Source organism: Pseudooctadecabacter sp. (assembly GCF_965657175.1).
Lineage (GTDB): Bacteria > Pseudomonadota > Alphaproteobacteria > Rhodobacterales > Rhodobacteraceae > Octadecabacter.
This window is the reverse complement of record NZ_CBFHNH010000011.1, coordinates 33,083-52,841: the sequence shown is the minus strand read 5'-3', so window position 1 is coordinate 52,841 and position 19,759 is coordinate 33,083. Positions and strand designations below refer to the sequence as shown.

Sequence of the window (19,759 nt, the reverse complement as noted above, 5' to 3'; positions counted from 1 at the left end):
GCGCGCGCGCCGTTCACTCGGCTGCCGGAAGGATGCGGCGCGATTGCTCGGCCTGTTCGGCGTAGTCTTCCTGCCATTCGGACGGCCCGTTGGACAGGGCCACCTGCACCGCTGTCACCTTATACTCAGGGCAGTTTGTAGCCCAGTCGGAGTAGTCCGTGGTAATGACATTGGCCTGTGTGTCAGGGTGGTGGAAGGTCGTATAGACCACACCGGGCGAAACCCGGTCCGTGACAGTGGCCTTCAAAGACGTCTCACCTGCGCGGCTGGCCAAACGCACGTATTGGCCATCACGAATGCCGCGCACTTCCGCGTCGTGGGGGTGGATTTCCAACAGGTCTTCTTCATGCCAGACAGTATTGTCCGTCCGCCGGGTCTGCGCGCCCACGTTGTACTGGGACAGGATGCGACCGGTGGTCAGCAGCAACGGGAAACGCGGACCAGTACGTTCGTCCGTCGCCACATATTCGGTGATGATGAACTGCCCCTTACCGCGTGCGAACCCGTCGATGTGCATGATGGGCGATCCATCGGGTTTGTCGTCGTTGCAGGGCCATTGCACGGACCCGCGAACCTCCAACATCTCATAGTTCACATTGGCAAACCCAGGCGTGGTGGCTGCGATTTCGTCCATGATCTGGGACGGATGGGTGTAGGTCCAACCGGAGCCCATGGCATTGGCCAGCATCATCGTGATTTCCCAATCCGCATAGCCGTTCTTGGGGGCCATTACCTTACGCACGCGGTTGATGCGGCGTTCGGCGTTGGTGAACGTGCCGTCCTTTTCGAGGAAGGTAGACCCAGGCAGGAAGACATGGGCGTAATTCGCGGTCTCGTTCAGGAACAGATCGTGGACGATGACACACTCCATCGCTTCCAAACCGGCCTTCACATGCTTGGTGTCAGGATCGGACTGAAGGATGTCTTCGCCCTGAATGTAGATGCCTTTAAAGGTGCCATCGACGGCGGCGTCCAACATGTTGGGGATGCGCAGGCCCGGTTCGGGATCGACCTTAGTGCCCCAGATCGCCTCGAACACCTCGCGCGTGGCATCATCAGACACATGGCGGTAGCCGGGCAATTCGTGCGGGAAGGACCCCATATCGCAAGCGCCCTGCACGTTGTTCTGCCCACGCAGCGGGTTCACGCCCACGCCGTTGCGGCCCAGATTGCCGGTCATCATCGCAAGGTTCGCGATGGCCATCACTGTGGTGGACCCTTGGGAGTGTTCCGTCACGCCCAACCCGTAATAAATCGACCCGTTGCCACCTGTGGCGAACAATTTGGCCGCCGCGCGCAGCTCCCCTGCATCCACGCCAGTCAACATGGCCGTCGCTTCAGGCGCATGGCGCGGGTCTGAGATAAACTCCGCATAATGCGCAAACTCGTCCCAATCGCAACGTTCGCGGATGAACGCCTCATCCATCAGGCCTTCGGTCACGATCACATGGGCGATCGAGGACAAGACAGCCACGTTCGTGCCCGGCAACAGCGGCAGGTGATGTTGCGCCTCGATATGGGCGCTGCGCACGATGTCCGTGCGGCGCGGGTCGATCACGATCAGCTTCGCGCCCTGACGCAGACGTTTCTTCAGTCGGGATGCAAACACCGGATGGCCATCGGTGGGGTTCGCGCCGATGATGATGACCACATCGGTTTCTTCAACGGAATCAAAGTTTTGCGTACCAGCAGAGGTGCCGAACGTCGTCTTCAACCCGTAACCTGTGGGCGAATGACAGACCCGCGCGCAGGTGTCGGTGTTGTTGTTCCCAAAGGTGCTGCGGATCATCTTTTGCACCAAATAGGTCTCTTCGTTGGTGCAGCGCGACGATGTGATCCCGCCGATGGATTTCACGCCATGCTTGGCCTGCAGATCACGCAGTTTATTGGCGGTGTAGCTGATCGCCTCCTCCCATGACACTTCGCGCCACGGGTCAGTGACCTTCTCGCGGATCATCGGGTTCAGAATGCGGTCAGAATGGTTCGCATAACCCCAAGCAAAGCGGCCCTTGACGCAGGAATGGCCACGGTTCGCCTCGCCATGCTTATACGGCACCATGCGGACCAGTTCGTCCCCGTTCAGCTCCGCCTTGAACGAACAGCCCACCCCGCAATAGGCGCAGGTGGTCACGACAGACCGTTCCGGCGTGCCCATCTCAATCACGGATTTTTCCTGCAAGGTCGCCGTCGGGCAGGCCTGCACGCAGGCCCCGCAGGACACACAATCGGACGCCATGAAATCATCGCCCGCAGCCCCGGCAGACACGCGGCTGTTGAACCCGCTGCCTTCAATGGTCAGAGCAAATGTCCCCTGCACTTCCTCACAGGCGCGCACGCAGCGGCTACAGACAATGCACTTGGCTGGATCATAGGTGAAATACGGGTTGCTGTCGTCCTTGGGAATAAACTGCGCATTGGGCGCACCCGCATCGGACCGCGCCTCAAAATGGTTCGCCAAAGACCCACCCTGCGGGGCCTCATACCGCACATCACGCAGGCCAACCATGCCGGCCATGTCCTGCAATTCACAATCGCCATTGGCCGCACAGGTCAGACAATCCAGCGGGTGATCAGAGATATAAAGCTCCATCACACCCTTGCGGATCTTCTTCACCTTGCTCGATTGCGTGGTCACAACCATGCCGTCCGCCACAGGCGTGGTACAGGACGCAGGCGTACCGCGGCGGCCTTCAATCTCGACCACACACAACCGGCAGGACCCGAAGGCCTCCAGATTGTCTGACGCACACAGCTTGGGCACCTGTATCCCCGCCTCGGCAGAGGCCCGCATCACTGACGTCCCCTCAGGCACGGTGACATCAAAGCCATCAATCGTCAGCGTCACCATCACATCGGATTTTGACGCAGGCGTACCCATGTCAATGTCGCCATTGGCCAAACGGGTCGGAAGAATAAAGTCTTTCATGTCAAAGCGCCCTTTGTCTTTGTCTCATAAATATCCTGGGGTCTGGGGTGAAACCCCAGCGGGTCGGACGGGCGAAGCCCGTTCGATCCAAACATCACTCCGCCGCCTCACGCACCATGTTGAAGTCTTCGGGAAACGCCCGCAGCGCCGACAACACCGGATAGGGTGTGAACCCACCCAACGCACACAGGCTGCCGTCCTTCATGGTCTCACAGAGGTCTTCCAACAACTCAACGGCCGCCGCATCCCCCTGCCCGATCCGGTCAATCGTCTCGACCCCGCGCACGGCACCAATGCGGCAGGGCGTGCACTTGCCACAGCTTTCAACGGCGCAGAATTCCATGGCGAACCGCGCCATGCCGCGCATGTCGGCACTGTCATCGAACACCACCAAGCCCGCATGGCCAATCAACCCGCCCTGACCGTCAAATTCTTCATAGCCAAACGGCGTGTCGAATTTCTCACGCGGCATGTAGGCGCCCAAAGGCCCGCCCACCTGCACCGCTTTCACCGGACGGCCCGTCAGCGTGCCACCTGCCACCTTGTCCACCAGATCGCCCAAGGGCATCCCGAATGCGGTCTCATAGAGCCCGCCAAATTTCACATTGCCTGCAATCTGAATGGGGATCGTGCCCTTGGACCGGCCCAACCCGAACTCCGCATAATGCTGCGCGCCTTTTTCCAAAATCACCGGCACGGTGGCCAAAGAAATCACGTTGTTTACAACAGTGGGCTTGCCCAAAAACCCCTCCAACGCGGGCAATGGCGGCTTGGCACGCACGACGCCGCGTTTGCCTTCCAGCGAATTGAGCAGCGACGTTTCCTCACCACACACGTAAGCCCCCGCGCCCACGCGGATTTCCATATCAAACGCGCGACTGGACCCCAGAACATCGGCCCCCAACACACCCGCCGCCCGCGCGATGCGCACGGCCTCTTCCATCACATCAATGGCGTCGGGGTATTCGGACCGCAGATAGACATAGCCGCGTGTCGCCTCGACGGCGAGACCCGCAATCACCATGCCTTCGATCAAGGTGAAGGGATCGCCCTCCATGATCATCCGGTCCGCAAAAGTGCCGCTGTCGCCCTCGTCCGCATTACAGACGATGTATTTCTGATCGGCCTGCGCGCCCAGTACCGTGTTCCACTTGATCCCCGTGGGGAACCCTGCCCCGCCGCGCCCGCGCAGGCCGGAGGTCGTGACTTCTTCCACCACCTCCGCCGCCGTCATGGCAATGGCGCGGCGCAGACCGGCCAACCCGCCGTGGGCTTCATAATCGCTCAATGACAGCGGGTTGATCACGCCGCAGCGCTGGAACGTCAGACGGGTCTGACCCTTCATCCAGTCCAGTTCGTCCACCAGACCGAGGCTGGCCAATTTGCCGTCCAGCAACGCCGGCACATCGGCCACATCCACCGCGCCGTAGCCCACACGGCCTGCGTCCGTTTCGACTTCAACCAACGGCTCCAGCCAGATCATGCCGCGCGTGCCGTTGCGGATAATCTCAACATCCAAGCCGCGGGTCGCAGCTTCGCTGCGGATCGTGGCGGCCACATCGTCGGCACCCAGCGCCTTGGCGGCACTGTCGAGGGGGACGTAAATCTTCATGCGCCTGCCTCCTGCAAAAGCCTGTCCAGCTTGTCGGCATCCACGCGGCCCACGACTTTGTTGTCGACCATCGCGGCCGGACCGCAGGCGCACAGGCCAAGACAATAGACAGGCTCCAACGTCACGGCCCCATTGGTCGTGGTGCCATGCCAGCCCACACCCAGCTTTTCGAACGCACGTTCTGAAATCGCGTTGCCGCCCACGGCCTGACAGGCCTCAGCGCGGCAAATCTTGACGATATGTTTGCCTGCGGGGGCATCGCGGAAGTCGTGGTAAAAGGTGATGACGCCATGCACTTCGGCGCGGGTGATGTTCAGATCATCGGCAATGATCTGCACCACATCGCCGGGGATAAAGCCAAACTCTGCCTGCACCGAATGCAGGATCGGCAGCAAAGGCCCCTCTTGGCCCTTATGGCGTGCAAGAATGTCCTGCATGGTGTGCTTGGTCTGGGTGTCGGCCATGGCGGGCGGTCCTTTGCTGTGCGTGCCGCCTTAATGGGTTTTTTCACAGGGGTAATCAATATCGTTATTTCGTGAAACGATAGACGGAATCTATCGTCCAGTCGGAATCGCCGCTGGAATATCCGACAAAGTCCGCGCGCGGTCCAAAAGTGCTGTCAGAACAGGGGTAAACGGCTCTCTATGGGGGGCCACAAGGCCCACGGTGTGGCTCGCATCCGGTCTGACCAAGGGAACCGATCCCAGATCATCGCCCGCCAGAAAAATCTCAGCCGCGCGGACAGGCAAAATCGTGGCCCAGTTGGACCGCAAAACATGGCTGACCAACACCACGACAGAGGTTGATTCGATCTGGGGTTCTACCGCGACGCCCGCCTCGGCCATGTGCTGGTTGATGATCCGGCGGTTCTGCATATCGGGCGTCAGCAGACACAGCGGGACCTCCCCCAGATCGCCCCACGCGACCGGCCCCGCCAGCAGCGGATGACCGGAGCGTGCCACCAAAACATAGCGTTCCGCATAGACGGGCACCGTGGTCACACGGCCCAACGGTTCATTGTCGAGGTACGTAAGCCCTGCGTCGATCTCCAAGTTCTCCAACATCTCCAATATCTCGGTGGAGGTTTTGGATTGCACCGAAAAGCGCACGTTGGGGTGTTTGTCGGTGAACCCTTCGGTCAGATCGGCCACCACCGTGAGCGCTGTGGGGATCACCGCCAGACGAATGTCGCCCGACAGCCCTTCGCGCGCGGCGCGCATTTCTTGCCTCAAGGACCGCGCATCCCCCACAATCCGCCGCGCCCAATCCAGTGCGCGCTGGCCTTCTGGCGTCAGCCCTTGATAGCGCGATCCGCGCCAGACCAGCATCACACCCAACTGGTCTTCAAGCTGTTTGATCGCCGCCGACAAGGTGGGCTGGGTCACCCCTTGGGCGGCAGCGGCACGGCCAAAGTGTTCCTCCCGTGCCAGCGCAATAAACATTTCCAGTTTGTCGATCATGACGGCGCCCCTAAATAGATGTTACCTATCAAACCGTGACGACACCGCAGGCGCAAGCCACCTGTCGCCGCCCAACCAATCCCGCTATAAAGACCCATGACCACGCAAACGCCCCTTGATCTGGACACGTTGATTGGCTGCCCGCAGTGCGACGCGACCTATACCTTGGCCGTGCCCAAATCCGGTGAAACCGCCCATTGCGCGCGCTGTGGATACCGTCTGATCGCGCCGCGCCGCAAGGCGGGGATGCAGATCATCATGTTGTCGGTCACCATCGCCGTTCTGGTCATCGCGGCCTCTGTCTTTCCGTTTTTGACGATTTCCGCCGCAGGGCGCAGCAATTCGGTGTCGATCCTGCAGGCCGCTTTGGTTTTTAGTGACGGCATTCTGGTGGTGCTGGCGCTGGCCACGGCGGCCTTGATCATCTTCATCCCGTTGCTGCGCGTGTTGCTGTCGCTTTATGTGCTGACGCCGCCCGCCCGCGCGCGGCGCTGTCAAAGCGTTCCGCCTGTCTGAGGCCTTGCGCCCGTGGTCAATGGCCGAAATTTTCGCCATCGGCTGTGCTGTGGCACTGGTCAAGGTCACGGACCTTGCGGACGTGGAATTCGGCCCGGCCTTCTGGATGTTCACGATCCTTGTCTTTCTCGTTGTCCTTCAGGACACATTCCTATGTAGATGGTCTGTATGGAACTCTCTGGACAAAACGCGGACATAAAAAGCGCCAAGGACCTGCACCTTGTGACCTGCCGTCGGTGCAGCCGTGTCTGGCCTTTGGACACAGAGGTCTGCGGCCGCTGTGGCCATGCCATCCAAAGCCGCGACACCACCAGCCTGCAGCGGGTCTGGGCGTTCTGGTTTGTGGGACTGCTGTGCTACATCCCCGCCAATATGTACCCGATGTTGCAGACCCGCACGCTGTTGCAGGTACAAGAGGACACGATCATCGGCGGCGCGGTGGAGTTGTTCCACTACGGCTCCCCCGGGATTGCCGCGATCATCCTGTTTGCCAGTGTGGTCATTCCGGTGGCCAAATTCATGGCGATTGCGTTTTTGGCGGTCTCGGTGAAACGCCCGTCCAGAGTATCCCCCCACCAGCGCACCGTGCTTTATGAGGTGGTGGAGTATATTGGGCGCTGGTCCATGATCGACATCTTTGTCGTTGCGATTATGGCGTCCTTGGTGCAATTGAACACGCTCGCTGCGATCAATCCGGGCAGTGCGAGCCTGTTCTTTGCCCTCTCGGTGATCTTTACCATGCTGTCCGCGCAAGCCTTTGACAGCCGCATGATCTGGGACGTTCAGGCGCGCGCCATCGACCAAGAACATGGCGACCAAAACGCCGCCGATACCAAAACCGGGGAAACCGACACATGACCGACACGCCCCCCACCCTACAGGTGAAACCAGCCCGCGGCGCATGGTATCAACGGATTTCCGCCATCTGGTTGATCCCGCTCATTGCGATCCTCGGGTCCCTCGCTGTGGCCTATCAATCCTATTCCAGCCGTGGCCCTTTGATTTCCATCACCTTTTCGGACGGGGCCGGCATTGCCAAACGCGAAACCGAACTGCGCTACCGTGATGTGACCGTGGGCGTGGTCGAAGACGTCAAATTCACCGACGACTTAAGCGGCGTGCAAGCCATGGTGCGGGTGGACACCTCGGTCGCGCCCTACATCGACAGCACCGCGACCTTCTGGATTGTGCAGCCGGAATTGACGGCACAGGGCGTCACCGGCCTCGATACGGTATTGTCGGGCGTCTACATCGAAGGATCATGGGACAACGACCGTGGCGATCTGGTCTATGCCTTCGACGGGCTTGAAGACGCGCCGCTGTTTCGCACTGGCGAAGGCGGGCTGGAAATCGTGCTGCGCACCCCGCCTGGCGGGTCCATGACCGACAACAGCCCCATCACCTTTCGCGGCATCGAAGTGGGCCGGATCGGCAAGGCGCGCATTTCCGCCGACGGCAATTTCGCGCTGGCCGAGGCGCTGATCTACGAACCCCATGATCGCCTGATTTCCAGCGCCACGCGCTTTTGGGACACGGCTGGCTTTACTTTTTCAGTGGGGCCAAACGGGGCCGAGATCGACTTTTCCTCCGTGGCCACCTTGTTGGGTGGCGGCGTGACCTTCGACACCTTCGTCTCGGGAGGTGATCCGATCAATGACGGCGCCATATACGAAGTGCATCCGGGCGAAAACGAAGCCCGCAACAGCCTCTTTACCGATGCCGAGGTTGAAACCCTGCAGGTCCGCGTGATCTTTGAACAGAACATCTCCGGTCTGGCGGTGGATGCTCCGGTTGAAATCAACGGGCTCAACATCGGTAAGGTCCAGTCCGTTCTTGGCACCATCAACCGCGAAGAATTCGGCGACAGCCGCGTGCGCCTGAACGTGCTTTTGGCCATCCAACCCGCCCGACTGGGCCTGCCCGGCGAAGTCACGCCTGAGGCCGCGCAGGAATTTCTGGCCCGCCGGATCGAAGGTGGCTTGCGCGCGCAGCTGGCCAACGCCAGCCTTTTGACGGGCGGTCTGAAGATCGTGCTGACCCAAGTGGACGACGCCAAACCCACCGAGATGCGCGTGGCCGAAAACGGACTGCCGATCATCCCCACGGTGGATGCGGAACTGGCCGATGCTGCGGCCAGCATCGAAGGGGTGTTGAACCGTGTGAACGAATTGCCCGTCGAAGAACTCCTCGACAGTGCCATCGTGTTTTTGAACAATGCCTCGGCCCTTGTGGGCAACGAAGACCTGCAACAAACGCCAGGCGAAATTCGTGCGCTGGTGGGCGATATCAGCGGTGTCGTCTCCTCGGATGAGGCGCAGACGCTGTTGGTCACGCTGAATTCTGCCGTCACACAGTTTGAACGGCTGCTGCGTGATGTGGAAACCGCGCAGCTGACCGGGCGTCTGGCCGATGCACTGACAGCGACAACCGATGCGGCAGCCGTCGTCGCCTCCTCCGCCCAAGGGGTGCCGGAGCTGATCGACCAAATCTCCGCCCTCGCCGCCAAGGCGGAAACACTGCCGCTTGAGGCGCTGACGGCTGAATTGACAGATGTGGCCGCCGCCACGGCGCAGCTACTTGAAAGTGACGGCGCGCAAGATTTGCCCGGCGTTCTGGGCGGCGCATTGGGTGAGGTAGAGGCCACATTGCGCGACTGGCGCAATGGTGGGTCGGTTGAAAACCTCAACGCAGCGCTCGTGTCCGCTCGTGAGGCCGCAGATGCGGTCACCACTTCAACCCAAGGCATTCCGGATCTGATCAGCCAAATCGAAGGCGTCGCCGCCAAGGCGCAAGACCTGCCCCTCGAAGACCTGACCGCCGAACTGACGGAGCTTGCCACAGCCACCACCGCTTTGATCGACAGCGACGCCGCCCGCGCCCTGCCCGCCGACCTGAGTGCGGCCTTGGCTGAGGTCAATGCCACCTTGGTTGAACTGCGCGAAGGCGGGGCCGTGGCCAACCTGAACGCGACGCTGAGTTCGGCCAGCGACGCCGCCGGTGCCGTGGAACAGGCCACCGCCGATCTGCCCGCATTGGCCGCCCGAATGCGTGCGGTCCTCGATCAGGCTGGCCGCACGATCGCAGGCTACGATCAAGGCGCGACCCTCAGCCGTGATGTGGAAACCACCCTGCGTGACATCCAAAACGCGGCAAACGCGCTTGAATCCCTTGCGCGAACCATAGAACGTAACCCAAGCGCACTGATCCGGGGACGATGATGACCTATAAGACTGCTCTTTTCTCATTGGCCCTGTTGGCGGGCTGCGGCGGCACTGCGGATCTGTATTCCGTGCCTACGCCTGCGGTGTCGGACAGCATCAGAATTGGTTACGCCACGGTTGAGGTCCGCGATGTGTCTCTGCCCACCTATGCCGCCGATGATGTGATCGCCGTACAAGGTCCCGGTGGCGTGCTGCTGACGGACGAAAACATCCGCTGGGCTGACAGCCCCGAACGCGCTGTGGGCTTGGAACTGAGCCGTCATCTGGCGCAACTGTCCGGTCGCCGTGTGGCCTCTGAACCTTGGCCGTTTGAGGGCTTTGCCGATGCCATTCTTGAGGTCCGTTTTGAGAGCCTGATTGCAGGCGCCGATGGCATCTACCGCGCCTCGGGCCAGTATTTTGTCAGCACCGAACGTGAGGTCCGCGACCGCTCCGGCCTGTTTGATCTGGCGGTGCCTTATGCGGTTGACGCAGGCCCCGCCGGGATTGCCGCCGCCCGTGGGCAGCTGGTCCTTGATCTGGCCGAACTGATCGCCACCGAAGGTCTACGCTAGGGCGCGAACCGTCAGGCCGGCGTTCAGCACAATAAGTTTCGCCACAGGCCGCCCGACCATCTGCGACAAATGTCCCTGCCCCATGACCGCCGCAGGCGTGGTGATGGCCATGCGCAGGGCGTCCTCCAATGGCACGCCCACCTTTTGCACCAGCCGTCGCAGCCCTTGCGCTTGGGTGATATGGGCACCGGCCAGATTGCCGTCGCTGTTGACCAGACGCCCCCCGTCAACGCGGATCGTTTGCCCATAAAGGTCAAAGCTGTCGCCGCCGCCCACGGTCGCCATGGCGTCGGACACCAGAAAGGCGCGGTCGGCCCCCGCGGCGCGCAGCGCCAGCGCGATCATGGCATCATCCACATGATGCCCGTCGCAGATGATCCCGAACCGCGCCTGACTGTTCAGCAACGCCCCCACCGCCCCCGGCGCACGGCCCTGCATCTGCGACATGGCGTTGTAGAGATGCGTGCCGCAAGTGGCCCCAGCGCGGATGGCTGCGGTCACGTCTTCCGCCCGCGCACCCGTATGCCCGATGGACACCATGGCCCCCATCTGTGCCAGCGTCGCGATCTGACCGAGGGTCGCGGCCTCTGGGGCCAGCGTGATCATCACCGGCACCCCGGCGCGGCGCAGCTTGCCCACCACATCCATCGTGCGGGCATCCAACGGGCGGATATGCTCCGCCGCATGGGTGCCGCGTTTGGCCGTGGCGATGTGCGGGCCTTCGATGTGCAATCCGATGATGCCGGTTGATCCGGCCACGGCCATCGCGGCCTCAGCCGCGCGGTCCAGCACCGCAGGCGCGTCGGTGATCACCGTGGGCATCAGCGCCACAGTGCCAAAGGCGTGGTGGGCGCGGGCCACGGCACGCAAGCCGTCCGGCGTGGGGTCAGAATTGACCATAACGCCCCCGCCGCCATTCACCTGAAGATCAACAAACCCCACCGACAGACAGCCTGAGACCACTGTGGCCTCAGGCGGGGCCTGCCCCACCTCGGCCACGTGCCCGTCTTCCAAGCGAACTCCGCAATCTGCGCGCAGGGTCTGACCATCAAAGACCTGTTCCGCCGCGATCCATCCGTCAATCATGATGCGCGCTCCATGCCGCATAGGCGGCACCACGTGCACCGCTGGTGTCGCCGCCTTGGGCGATGACCACAGGCGGCACAGTGAAATCGGCAAATTGCGCGGCTTGGGCGGCGGCCTGCACGTCCTGTGCGACGCCATCAATCAGGCTCAACCCGCCACCGAGGATGATTATGTCGGGGTCGAGCGTCACGACCAGCCCGTGCAACACCTCCCCCACCAAGGCGCACCAGACGCCCCAGACCTGCGCCATATCGTCTGCCTTGCGCGCGGCAATGTCGCGCGGGGTCACGTCGAGACCGGTGATATGGTGGGCCAGCCGCACCAGACCGGGGCCGCAGATATAGGTTTCAACGCAGCCGCGCCGTCCGCAACCGCAGTCATAGATCGGCAGATCATATGCGGCGATCAGATGGGCGGGCGCGGCCACATGGCCGATCTCTCCGCCTGTGCCGGTCGGCCCGTCCCGCAGCGCGCCACCGTGAATGACCCCACCGCTGACGCCCGTGCCCAAGATCACCGCCGCGACCGTGTCCGCCCCGCGCCCTGCGCCAAAGACGGCCTCAGACAAGGCCAGTGCGCGGCAGTCATTCAACAGCGTGACGCCACAGCCTATGGCGGCGTCCAAATCCGCGCCGAACCTGTGCCCGTTGGCCGCCAAATTCGCAGCGATCATTCGCCCCGTGGAGGGATGCACCAACCCCGCGCTGCCGATGCCCACGGGCAAAGCACCCGCCTCAGCCTTGGCCCATGCCACTTGGCCCGCGACAGCCGCCACCAGCGCAGAATAGTCATGCGGCGTGTCCATACGGGCGCGCGCGGCAACCTGCCAGTCGTTATCAAAGACCTGCGTTTCGATCTTGGTGCCGCCGATATCAATGCCAATGGCCTTCATGCGGGGCGACCTGCCGGTGTCAGACTGTCGAAGGGGATACCTGTGGCGGCTTCAAACTCTGCCTCATCCCAAAAGCCGATCAGCACGCCCTCCTCGGCGGCTTTGCTTTGCCCCGCCAGAACCTGCGGCGTGGCCGTGATGCGGCTGTGGTGACGCGTGGCCCATGCCAGCAAGGCGTCCTTCATCCGCGCGCGGGCCTCCACATGGGCAGGCGCGTCAGAGGCCCCCAAATCAACCAGTTCATCGGAGTCATCGGCCAGATCAAACAGGATCGGGCGAAAGCCTTCGCAATGGATGTATTTCCACCGGCCATCGAAAATCATCTTCGTATGGGCGCGGTCCTGCGCGACATCCAAGGCCGTGGCCATCTCGGACCAATGATAATCATGTTCCGAAATCGCGTATTTGCGCCCCAAAGGCCCCGCCCCATGCAGCACCGGCGTCAGATCGCGCCCCTCCAAGACGTGGGGCTTGGGCGCGCCGCCGACGGCGGCCAGAAACGTAGGCGCCAGATCAATCATCTCAACCAGATCATCCGCCACGCGGCCCCGTGCGGCGTCCGGCGCGCGAGGGTCGGCGATGATCAGCGGCACTTTGACGGCCATCTGGTGGTAGAAATCCTTGTCACCCATCCAGTGATCGCCCATGTAATCCCCATGATCGGAGGTCACTGCGATGATCGTTTTGTCTGTCAGCCCCGTCGCATCCATCCACGCGAAAAGCCGCCCCAGATGATCGTCGAGCTGCTTGATCAGCCCCATATAGGCGGGGATCACGGTTTCACGAACTTCATCACGGGCGAAACTTTGGCACACACGGGCGTTGAGGTAGGCGGCCATCAGGGGATGATCTGTGGCCTTCTCAGCCTCGGCCCGCACGGGCGGGATGATGTGCCGTTCGTCATACATATCGTGATAGGGGGCGGGCACGATATAGGGCCAGTGGGGTTTGATATAGCTCAGATGACAGACCCAAGGCGCGTCGCCCGCGTCTTCCATGAACGCCATAGCGCGGTTGGTCATATAGGCGGTTTCAGAATGTTCTTCAGGGATATTGGCCTGTTTGCGGGAGTTTTTCAAAAGCCAGCCGGACAGGGCCGCGCCGTCTGCATCCACGCCCGAATTGGCATAATCATGCCACGGGTTGTCGGCCTCAAACCCGTTGGCCACCAAATAATCGTCATAGGCCGACCAGCGCTGGATGGACGTGTTCGGATGCAGACCGTCGTCACGTTCAAAGGCGTCAAACCCGCATTCAGAACGCCGCACGCCGATGTCACTGTCCGGATCAATGCCCAGCCAAACCATTCCTTCCAGATCGGCGCGCATATGGGTCTTGCCCACCAGCACCGCGCGGGCACCGGCCTCACGCAGGTGATCGCCCAACGTAGGCTCGCCCACGCGCAGGGGCATCCCGTTCCATGTTGAACCATGGGACCGCACATACCGCCCCGTATAGGCCGACATCCGCGAGGGGCCGCAGACGGGCGATTGCACGTAGGCGTTGTCAAATCGCACCCCACGGGCGGCCAGCGCATCAATGTGCGGCGTGTGCAAATGCGGGTGGCCGTAACAGCTCAGGTAGTCAAACCGCAGCTGGTCGGCCATGATCCACAGCACATTCATGTCTTGCCCCATCTGCCCCTCATCCGGCTGTTTCGCGTAACTTTCACCCAAAGCGCATCCGGTGTCGACCCTTGGCCAAATGACCACAAGACCGCCCATTGCGTCGTTTTCGGCCTTTTGAAGACGCGGCGAAGGGTTTACCTAAGCCCCAGACGATCAATTGGAGGGCCAAAGCCCATGTTTCGAAGCACAGCAACCGCCATCGCAACCCTGCTGACCCTGACCACCGCAGCGCAGGCGCAGGAATTCACCTTTTCGGTGCATCACTTCCTCAGCCCGCAATCCCTGACCCATACGCAGATGATTGAACCTTGGGCTGCGTCGATTGAAGAGGCATCGGGCGGGCGCATCGCGTTTGAAATCTTCCCCTCCATGTCGCTGGGCGGCACCCCGCCAGAACTTTACAGCCAAGTTCGCGACGGCGTGGCCGATGTGATCTGGACCCTGCCGGGCTACACGCCGGGTACCTTCCCACGGACCGAAGTCTTTGAACTGCCCAGCGTCCACACGGGCGATGCGCGCGCCACGAACCTTGCGATCCAGTCGATGATGGACACGCTGGCCCCTGATTTCGAAGACATCCACCCGCTGCTTGTTCACGTCCATACCGGCAATGCGGTGCATCTGAACGGGTCCGACATCACGACCGTCGCAGATTTTGAGGGCCTGAAGGTGCGCAGCCCGTCGCGCACGGGCGCTTGGATGGTGGAAGCCTTGGGCGCGGAACCCGTGGGCATGCCTGTCCCCGCCCTGCCACAGGCGCTGGCCCGTGGCACGGTGGATGCGGGCCTTGTACCCTTTGAAATCGCCATTCCATTGGGGCTGGCGGACCTCACGACAGCATCTGTTGAACTTGACGGCGGTGCGCGCTTTGGCACGTCCACGTTCCTCTTTGCCATGAACCAAGCCAGCTACGACAGCCTGCCCGCCGATCTGCAACAGATCGTCGATGACGCCTCCGGTGAGGCGTTTGCGATCGCCATGGGCGAGGCGTGGAACGCGATTGAACCCACCGGCATCCAAAAGGCGCTGGACGCGGGCAACACCGTGACCCAGCTGGACGCCGAGGCCACCGCCTCCTTTGACGCGCCCTTCGCCGCCGTAGAAGCCCGCTGGCTTGAGGAAACGGCCGCCACCTTTGACAGCCAATCCCTGCTGGATGAGGCCCGCGCGGCCATCGCCGCAGCCACAGAATAAACGCGCCGATCCATGCGGGCCCTGTTGATCAAAGCCATCACCGGCTGGGCCCTCATGGGCGGTGCGCTGCTGCTGCTGATCGTGGCCGCATCGGCGCTGAACGCCGCAGGGTTTACCGCCAATGCGGTAGCGCGGATGTTTGGCGGCACGGTGTCCGGCCTGCCGGGGTATGAGGACGCGGTGACGCTTTTTGTGGGGGTGGCGGGCCTTGCCATGTTTCCCTACGCGCAACTGCACCGCGCCCATGCGGCGGTCGATACCTTCATGCAAAGCGCCCCCGATTGGGCGAATAGGGCGGTCTTTGTGACGTCATCTTTGCTGGTGGCCGGCGTGGCGCTGGCGATGGGGTATATGCTGACCCTCGGCACGCTTGAGGTCCGCGCCGACCGCGTGGAAACCACAGTTCTGGGCTGGCCTGTCTGGGTGTTCATGCCCTTTGCGGTGGTGTCCTGCATCCTTTGGGCCGCAGCGGCCCTTTTGGCGTTGAAGGCTGACGATGGAGCGTGAAGTCATCGGCCTTTGGGGCCTCGTCGCCCTGTTTTTATTGATCATGCTGCGCATTCCCGTGGCCTTGGCCATGTTTGTGACCGGCGTTGTGGGCACGTGGGTCCTCAGCCTGACGTCGCCGTTTATCAAATTCGGCCCCTATCTTTTGCAGTTCAAAACCGCCCTTTGGAATTCGGTGGCCAACTACGATTTGTCCGTGGTGCCATTGTTCATCCTGATGGGGTTTCTGGCCGCCGAAACCGGTCTCAGCCGGGATCTGTTTCAAGGGCTGAGTGCGGTGACACGGCGCATCCGTGGTGGCGTGGCCATGGCCACGATCCTGGCCTGCGCGGGCTTTGGGGCGGTCAGCGGGTCGTCCATCGCCACAGCCTCCACCATGAGCCGCGTGGCCCTGCCGGAACTGCGCCGCCTGAGCTATCACGAAGGCCTGTCCACGGGCGTTCTGGCCGCAGGCGGCACCTTGGGCATCCTGATCCCGCCCTCTGTGGCGCTGGTGATCTATGCCATCGTGGTTGAGGCCCCGATCATCGCCATGTTCCAAGCGGCCATTGTACCAGGCATCTTGGCGGTCGTTCTGTTCTTGCTGGTGATCCGCATCCGCGTGGCGCGCAATCCCGCACTGGCCCCGACACTGACGCCCATGACGGATGCTGAGGTGACGCAGGCATTGCGCCGCCTGATCCCCGTGGGCCTGATCTTTGGTGCGATCATTCTGGGGCTGGGGTTGGGCCTTTTCACGCCCACACCTGCCGCAGCCGTCGGTGTGTTTTTGATCCTGATCTACGGCGGCCTGCTGCACGCCATGGGCCACGACGCGGGCCTGACCCGTGGGCGATTGAAGGCGGCCTTGCTGGCCACGGCGAACACGGCGTCGATGATCTATTTCATCTTGTTTTCGGCCGATATCCTCAAAGGGTTCTTTGCGCGCACGGGCCTGCCTGCGGCCCTGTCGGAGTGGGCCGCGGCGTCGACAATGGAGCCGATGATGATCCTGCTGGCGATGCTGGTGATCCTCATCATCCTCGGCTGTTTCATGGAAAGCCTGTCGATGATCTTGGTGGTGGTGCCGTTTTTCTGGCCGGTTCTGGTGCAACTCAATGGCGGGGAGTTTGTGTCCGCCGATCGGGCGGCCTTCGGGATGACCACCGATGATCTGCGCATCTGGTTCGGGATACTGGCCCTGATCGTGGTGGAACTGGGGCTGATTACGCCGCCCGTGGGGCTGAATGTCTTTGTGATCAAATCGTTCTCCCCCGACACGACCCTTGGGACGATCTTTCGCGGGGTGGCCCCGTTCTTTGCCATCGAACTGGTGCGCGTGGCGCTGTTGTTGGCCGTGCCCGCTTTGGCGCTGACCCTGCCCCGCCTGCTTTAGGCGGCTACCCCGGCCCCACATCGCGGTTGTGCGCCAGCGGGCTTGCCCGCAAGGTGGCGGCTGGAAACTCCGGCGTCTGGCGGATCATTTGCAGCGAAAAGCCCGGCGTCTGACGTTGCAAATCGCCCAGCAATTTGCGCGCGCGGTCATGACGTTTGGCATGGACATCCAGCGCATAAAGGTGCCGCATGGGCATCCGGAACGCGGGCGCCAACCGCAGCGCACGGGCCGCGTTGCGTGTGGCGCGGTCAAAGTCACCCACCGAGATATCCGTCAGGCACGCCACCATATGCGCCCATTGCGCATAGCGGCTTTCGCCCGCAAGCTGCACCGCCGCGCGGGACAGGTTCTGCGCCATGCGCACATCGCCCTGCCGCATGGCCAGCGTGGTCAACGCCGTGCGCGCCATGACCGACGACGCATTGCGTTGTGAGGCGGAGCGGATCAAATCATCCACATCCTCAATCACCCCGCCCAAGAAGAGTTCAATCTGGCCAATCAGGGCGATCATCGACGGGTTGCGCCCGTCCCGTTCAGCCGCCTGACACGCAAAGGCCCGCGCCTCATCACGCAGGGTATCCAGATCGGTTTCGGTGCGTTCGTTGACCATTACCAGCCGCAAAAACGCAAGCCACGCCAGTGCAATCGGGTCGGACGTCTGGTCATGGACCGCCGTCAAAAGCCCGTCGGCCACGCGAAGACGGGCGGCATCAAAGGTGAACAATTCATCAATCGCCCGTTCGCGCATCCGCATGGCCGGATCGCTGCCCTCAAGTGCGCGCGCCGCCCGCAAAAGCGCCTCTGTCGCTTCGTTCCCGGCACTCAAAGCGTCGTTCAGACCCAGCCCGTTGAACAGCCGAGACGTGGTCCAAACCACAGCGCCTGCTCGGTCGGTTACACCCAACATCAGATGGGTTGTGCGGTCGTCGCGTAGGGCCGCCACGTCCAGCATCAGGTCCGCCGCCGTCCCCGGCGCGTCGATATCGACGATATCAAAGCCCCCCAGCTCCGACAGGTTTTGGGCGGCCATATGAACCACCGTGCGGCACATCTCAAATCCGTCATGACGGATGCCCACGCGGGTGGCCTGCGGGGCCTGTGGACGCGGGGCCAAGGCCTCAATCAGGTGGGCGCTATCGGTCAGGGCGGCGGGCTTGGCATCGGTGCGTTGGCGTTCCTGCGCCAGCCAGCTTTCGAATTCGGGATCGCGCACATCCAGCCCTTCGAACAGTGGCAGGCGCATGGCGTCCCCCTGCCCCAGATCAATGGCGATGACCCGTGCATCCAGCGCCACAAAGCGGCGGTCCGACACCAGCCCTTCCTTGTCGCAGCCCAGACATTTGCGCAGCTCGGACAGGGCCTGACGCAGACTGCCGTTGGCCTGTGCCTGATCGCGGTCCGACCACAGCTTCGTCTCAAGCCACCGGCGCGCACGTCTGTTGCCTTGCGACAAGGCCAGCAGCGCCAAAAGCCCGCAGGTCTTCATGTTGCGCGGCGTGATATCGGTACCATCGGCGCGCAGCAGACTGAACGGCCCACGGCAGTTCAGAACAACACGTGCCTTTTCCCCGTCTTCCATTCCGTCACCCCAACGCGAATTCTTCGTGAATTCCTTGACACCGGCGGACAGTGGCGTTGACCGCCCCGCACCGTTAAAGATTAATACCCCGCATAACCTTACGTCAATTTCTGAGAAAAAGGGAAATTATCTATCATGGCGCTTTTCTCGACTTATGGGCCTCACGGCCCGCACGGACCTCATCGGCCTCAGGGTTCTTCCGCAGAGGCCACAAACGTTGGCAATTATTCCCTGTTGCTTGCCTCGTCCGAGGCCGTGGGGCACTGGGACGGCAGAGCCGACCGCACGCCGCAAATGCCCGCGGACACCATGGGCCGGTTCAAGACCCTGCCCGATCGCCTGCGTGTACCACATTTGGCGGCGGATCTGTCCGATCTGTTTGCCGTGGGCGCCTTGGATAAGGGCGATGTGATCGTGACCATGGGGGGGGCGGCGCTTGCGACGATCTCAGAGAGGCAAGACATCGATGATGCCCAGATGGATCTGATGAAGGAAGCCGCCCACCTGCGCGCGGACCGTCTGCCAGAGATCGTGGACCAGATCGGCACGGTACTGCCCTATCTGGCGCAAACCTTGCGCTTGGGCGGCGGCCATGCGCCCATGGCGTCGCTGTTGTCGGCCGCAGTTCAGGCGGCGGCATCGAAAATATCTTATCAGGTAAAATTCCAGTTCTCGGCCCCGCGTCCGGTGCAGTTTTCGACCGGACTTCGCCCGGTCATCCAGACGCCCGGCCATTCGAGCTATCCCAGCGGCCATGCCACCGAAAGCTACGCTTTGGCGACGGTGCTCTATGGGTTGATGCACAAGACCACCTTGGATGTGTCGACCCTGTCAGGCAGCCTGCCGGACACCATCGCCATCGCGGACCGCATCGCCCGGGGACGGGAAATTGCAGGCGTGCATTTCCCCCAAGACAGCGCCGCAGGCATGGTGCTGGGCGTGGCCCTTGGCAATGCGGTCATTGCGGCCGGTCTTGGCGGCAGCACCGCCAGCTACGGCTTTGATGCGTGCCGTCTTGGCACCGATCTGGCCGATCCGCGTTGGGTGTTCGCGGGCAAAGGCGGGTCCGTCGGAAAGGACCTGCTGACGCCGCAGGCCACACCACTGGCCCAGCAGATCATCGCAGAGGCCATGGCAGAGGTGTCAGGACCCTAAGTGCCCGCACCAGATCAAATGCGCTTTGCCCTAAGGGCCCAATAACACTGCAAA

Annotated in this window: 15 protein-coding genes and 1 pseudogene; 8 read left to right on the top strand and 8 right to left on the bottom strand. The window is 62.2% G+C overall.

From position 1 onward, the window contains the following. Window positions 1-13: 13 nt before the first annotated feature. The 4 genes from fdhF to ACTG36_RS10700 form a co-directional block, all read right to left on the bottom strand. On the bottom strand, window positions 14-2,926 hold the full coding sequence (gene fdhF / locus ACTG36_RS10715) for a formate dehydrogenase subunit alpha (RefSeq protein ID WP_375281803.1): 2,913 nt from the start codon (window positions 2,924-2,926) through the stop codon (window positions 14-16). A 94-nt stretch (window positions 2,927-3,020) separates the two neighbouring features. Next, window positions 3,021-4,538 carry a formate dehydrogenase beta subunit gene (locus ACTG36_RS10710; protein WP_375281804.1) on the bottom strand — a complete coding sequence of 506 codons (1,518 nt, stop codon included), beginning with the start codon at window positions 4,536-4,538 and terminating at the stop codon, window positions 3,021-3,023. Then, window positions 4,535-5,002 carry a formate dehydrogenase subunit gamma gene (locus tag ACTG36_RS10705; RefSeq protein ID WP_439142276.1) on the bottom strand — a complete coding sequence of 156 codons (468 nt, stop codon included), beginning with the start codon at window positions 5,000-5,002 and terminating at the stop codon, window positions 4,535-4,537. Before ACTG36_RS10705 ends, ACTG36_RS10710 begins: the two co-directional genes overlap by 4 nt. A gap of 90 nt (window positions 5,003-5,092) precedes the next feature. Next, on the bottom strand, window positions 5,093-5,998 hold the full coding sequence (locus tag ACTG36_RS10700; RefSeq protein ID WP_375281806.1) for a LysR family transcriptional regulator: 906 nt from the start codon (window positions 5,996-5,998) through the stop codon (window positions 5,093-5,095). Between the two features lie 96 nt (window positions 5,999-6,094). Between ACTG36_RS10700 and ACTG36_RS10695 the strand changes: the two are divergent. The 4 genes and pseudogenes from ACTG36_RS10695 (at window position 6,095) to ACTG36_RS10680 (ending at window position 10,289) form a co-directional block, all read left to right on the top strand. Continuing rightward, a pseudogene (locus ACTG36_RS10695) lies at window positions 6,095-6,713 on the top strand (paraquat-inducible protein A). Then, entirely contained in the window at window positions 6,674-7,372 is a 699-nt protein-coding gene (locus ACTG36_RS10690; RefSeq protein WP_375281808.1) for a paraquat-inducible protein A, read from the top strand. Before ACTG36_RS10695 ends, ACTG36_RS10690 begins: the two are co-directional and overlap by 40 nt. Continuing rightward, window positions 7,369-9,732 carry an MlaD family protein gene (locus tag ACTG36_RS10685; protein WP_375281809.1) on the top strand — a complete coding sequence of 788 codons (2,364 nt, stop codon included), beginning with the start codon at window positions 7,369-7,371 and terminating at the stop codon, window positions 9,730-9,732. Before ACTG36_RS10690 ends, ACTG36_RS10685 begins: the two co-directional genes overlap by 4 nt. Then, a complete protein-coding gene (locus ACTG36_RS10680; RefSeq protein ID WP_375281810.1) occupies window positions 9,732-10,289 on the top strand; it encodes a PqiC family protein in 558 nt (185 codons plus the stop codon). Before ACTG36_RS10685 ends, ACTG36_RS10680 begins: the two co-directional genes overlap by 1 nt. On the opposite strand, the gene ACTG36_RS10675 is transcribed toward ACTG36_RS10680, so the two are convergent. Genes ACTG36_RS10675 through ACTG36_RS10665 form a run of 3 tightly spaced genes read right to left on the bottom strand, consistent with a single transcriptional unit; the run spans window position 10,281 to window position 13,991 of the window. Then, entirely contained in the window at window positions 10,281-11,375 is a 1,095-nt protein-coding gene (locus ACTG36_RS10675) for an N-acetylglucosamine-6-phosphate deacetylase (RefSeq protein WP_375281811.1), read from the bottom strand. The genes ACTG36_RS10680 and ACTG36_RS10675 overlap by 9 nt on opposite strands. Next, window positions 11,368-12,267 carry an ROK family protein gene (locus ACTG36_RS10670; RefSeq protein ID WP_375281812.1) on the bottom strand — a complete coding sequence of 300 codons (900 nt, stop codon included), beginning with the start codon at window positions 12,265-12,267 and terminating at the stop codon, window positions 11,368-11,370. Before ACTG36_RS10670 ends, ACTG36_RS10675 begins: the two co-directional genes overlap by 8 nt. Next, window positions 12,264-13,991 (bottom strand): sulfatase-like hydrolase/transferase, encoded by a 1,728-nt coding sequence (locus ACTG36_RS10665; protein ID WP_375281813.1) that lies wholly within the window; start codon window positions 13,989-13,991, stop codon window positions 12,264-12,266. Before ACTG36_RS10665 ends, ACTG36_RS10670 begins: the two co-directional genes overlap by 4 nt. Window positions 13,992-14,069: 78 nt before the next feature. Between ACTG36_RS10665 and ACTG36_RS10660 the strand changes: the two genes are divergently transcribed. Genes ACTG36_RS10660 through ACTG36_RS10650 form a run of 3 tightly spaced genes read left to right on the top strand, consistent with a single transcriptional unit; the run spans window position 14,070 to window position 16,971 of the window. Next, entirely contained in the window at window positions 14,070-15,089 is a 1,020-nt protein-coding gene (locus tag ACTG36_RS10660) for a TRAP transporter substrate-binding protein (RefSeq protein ID WP_375281814.1), read from the top strand. A 12-nt stretch (window positions 15,090-15,101) separates the two neighbouring features. Next, window positions 15,102-15,596 (top strand): TRAP transporter small permease, encoded by a 495-nt coding sequence (locus tag ACTG36_RS10655; RefSeq protein ID WP_375281815.1) that lies wholly within the window; start codon window positions 15,102-15,104, stop codon window positions 15,594-15,596. Further along, complete coding sequence (locus ACTG36_RS10650) at window positions 15,586-16,971, top strand: TRAP transporter large permease (RefSeq protein ID WP_375281816.1); 1,386 nt, start codon at window positions 15,586-15,588, stop codon at window positions 16,969-16,971. The genes ACTG36_RS10655 and ACTG36_RS10650 overlap by 11 nt, the downstream gene beginning before the upstream one ends. Before the next feature lie 4 nt (window positions 16,972-16,975). Here the strand turns inward: ACTG36_RS10650 and ACTG36_RS10645 are convergent, their stop codons facing one another. Beyond that, window positions 16,976-18,550, bottom strand: a complete 1,575-nt coding sequence (locus tag ACTG36_RS10645) for an AfsR/SARP family transcriptional regulator (RefSeq protein ID WP_375281817.1) — start codon at window positions 18,548-18,550, stop codon at window positions 16,976-16,978. 294 nt (window positions 18,551-18,844) lie between these two features. Here ACTG36_RS10645 and ACTG36_RS10640 point away from each other — a divergent pair, with 294 nt between their 5' ends. Then, window positions 18,845-19,705 (top strand): phosphatase PAP2 family protein, encoded by an 861-nt coding sequence (locus ACTG36_RS10640; protein WP_375281818.1) that lies wholly within the window; start codon window positions 18,845-18,847, stop codon window positions 19,703-19,705. Window positions 19,706-19,759 lie beyond the last annotated feature (54 nt).